The sequence below is a fragment of the Bacillus sp. EKM501B genome (assembly GCF_011800505.1).
Classification (GTDB): Bacteria; Bacillota; Bacilli; order Bacillales; family Bacillaceae_G; genus Bacillus_A; species Bacillus_A cereus.
The window spans coordinates 1-2521 of record NZ_JAALFZ010000047.1 but is presented as its reverse complement, the minus strand read 5'-3'; the positions used below and the strand labels follow the sequence as shown (position 1 = coordinate 2521).

The window sequence follows — 2521 nt, the reverse complement described above, 5'->3', positions numbered from 1 at the left end:
TTGTCCCTGTGAGAGTAGGACGTCGCCAAGCAACTTTAAGACGAGTCAGAATGACTCGTCTTTTTTGTGTTTTATAACTTCTTTTCAAAGCTAAATATTTTGAAGTGCTGCTCATTTTTAAAAAGATTTTTGAGTACGTAGCTATATAAGTTTTATTCAATTTCTTTCGTGATTTTTGACAGGTAATTTAAGATTTTCTATTTTATTTCTTAAAGATAGAATTCATTGGTATGTTAAAATAGTACAGTTGTTTTTGATGTACTTTAATATAAGAAGATTTAAGTTAGAAAAGGAGATAATATGAAAAAGATAAATATAATTACTATAGTAGTCTTAGTCCTGCTAGTAATCGTGTATATGTTAGTTGGAAATTATTTTTATAACTATGCATTAAATGCGAAACAAGAAAAGGAATTTTTGCAAGATAATCCTCATTTAGTGGAAACGGTAAATGCGTCGGGAGATGTATTGGCTGCAAATGAAGAAAAGAATGCAAACTTCGTATCGAAGTATAAACCTAACACATTAACTATACGTTCTTTCGATAAATTAAATTTAAAAGGTTATGAATATATGAATGAACCATCTAGTCATAAATGGGCAATTGTAGTTCATGGATATAGTGGTAGAGCATCAGAAATGACGAAATATGTTCGTAGCTTTTATGAACAAGGCTATAATGTCATAGCACCAGACCTTCGTGGGCACGGAAATAGTGAAGGGGATTATGTTGGTATGGGCTGGCATGATCGTAAAGATGTGTTAATTTGGATTCAACAAATCTTAAAGAAAGACCCTAATGCTGAAATAGCTCTATTTGGTGTTTCAATGGGCGGGGCAACTGTAATGATGACTTCAGGAGAAGATTTACCTTCTAATGTTAAAGTTATTATTGAAGATTGTGGATACTCAACTGTTATTGATGAATTTACTTATCAACTAAAAGATTTATTCCACTTACCGAAGTTTCCTGTTATGAATGCGGCAAATACGGTTACTAAATTAAGAGCTGGGTATGATTTAGAAGAGGCCTCAGCTGTAAAACAAGTAGCGAAAAGTAAAACACCTATGCTGTTCATTCATGGGGATGCTGATACATTCGTTCCTTTTGAAATGTTAGATGAAGTATATAATGCTGCAAAAGTAGAAAAAGAGAAATTAATTGTTCCAGGTGCTGGACATGGGGAAGCGGAGAAAGTAGATTCGAATAAATATTGGAATACTGTATGGAAGTTCGTAGGGAAGTATATTCCGGCATAATTAAAGTTGTTGCATTTATATAGACGATAATCGGAGGGGTAATAGTTAATCCTTTTGATTATCGTTTTTTTGTTAATTAGGTATTCTGCTATAAGTGTATTTTTGTATGTACTATATGAAGGAGGTAGAGCAAAAACTTTTGAATTCCTTAATCTCAGTGCTACAATGATTGAAAACTAAAAGTTAATGAGGTGTTTCTATGAAAATTGAAGTTTGGTCAGATTTTGTATGCCCATTTTGCTATATTGGGAAACGTAGATTAGAGATGGCTTTAGAGCAATTTCCGCATAAGAAGGATGTTGAAGTTGAGTTTAAAAGTTTTGAATTAGACCAAAATGCTCCAATCTATTCTGGGACAAGTATTAATGAAGTACTTGCATCAAAGTATGGAATTAGTATTGAAGAAGCTAAGCGTAATAACGTACAGCTAGGAAATCATGCAGCTAGTATGGGTTTAAGTTTTAATTTTGATGAGATGAAGCCGACGAACACGTTTGATGCGCATCGTCTTGCGAAGTTTGCAAAGGATCAAGGAAAAGAAAAAGAGATTACGGAAAATCTACTTTTCGCATACTTCACTGAATCGAGAAATTTAAGTGATGTGGATACACTTGCTACTATCGCTGAAGTTTCAGGTTTAGATAAGCAAGAGGCTTTAAATGTTATTAATGATAAAAATGCGTATGCAAATGATGTTAGAATTGATGAAGCGATTGCTCAGCAATATCAAATTTCGGGAGTACCTTATTTTATTATTAATCAAAAGTATGCTATTTCAGGTGCACAACCACTTGAAACTTTTGTTGGTGCACTTCAGCAAGTGTGGGAAGAAGAGAATCCTGCACCTAAGTTACAAGAACTTTCTGCAGAGGGTGGAAGCGATCTTTCTTGTACTGATGGAAGTTGTTCGGTGCCGTCGAAAGAGCAATAGTTTTTATAATAGAGTAGTACCCCATAGATAGTTCTGTGGGGTGCTTGTATATAACTATAGAAGAAATACATAAGTGAAATCTATAAAATATAAAGTTTTTTAAAAAACGTATTGACGATTATACTTTAGAGGTGTAATATAGAACAAGTCGCCGATGACAATAACGTCGCAAGCGACAAACGAAATGAAAAACTTAGTTGACATCAAATAACGAAAGTGTTAACATAAGGAAGTCGCAAATGAGCGGCTAAGGAGTTCTTTGAAAACTGAACGAAACAAACAACGTGAAACGTCAATTTTTATTTTAGATGCTAGACAAACTAACTTTAT

At 33.6% G+C, this 2521-nt stretch carries 2 protein-coding genes; both read left to right on the top strand.

Going from position 1 to position 2521, the window contains the following annotated elements:
* Nucleotides 1-300: 300 nt before the first annotated feature.
* Complete coding sequence (locus HFD78_RS28885; RefSeq protein ID WP_000723534.1) at nucleotides 301-1260, top strand: alpha/beta hydrolase; 960 nt, start codon at nucleotides 301-303, stop codon at nucleotides 1258-1260.
* 199 nt (nucleotides 1261-1459) lie between these two features.
* Nucleotides 1460-2191: a DsbA family oxidoreductase gene (locus tag HFD78_RS28880; protein WP_000687937.1), complete on the top strand. Its 732-nt coding sequence runs from the start codon at nucleotides 1460-1462 to the stop codon at nucleotides 2189-2191.
* Nucleotides 2192-2521 lie beyond the last annotated feature (330 nt).

What these genes read in the sequence shown, in the direction of transcription:
- HFD78_RS28885 (WP_000723534.1), top strand. Translation starts at nt 301, where the DNA reads ATGAAAAAGATAAATATAATTACTATAGTAGTCTTAGTCCTGCTAGTA.
- HFD78_RS28880 (WP_000687937.1), top strand. Translation starts at nt 1,460, where the DNA reads ATGAAAATTGAAGTTTGGTCAGATTTTGTATGCCCATTTTGCTATATT.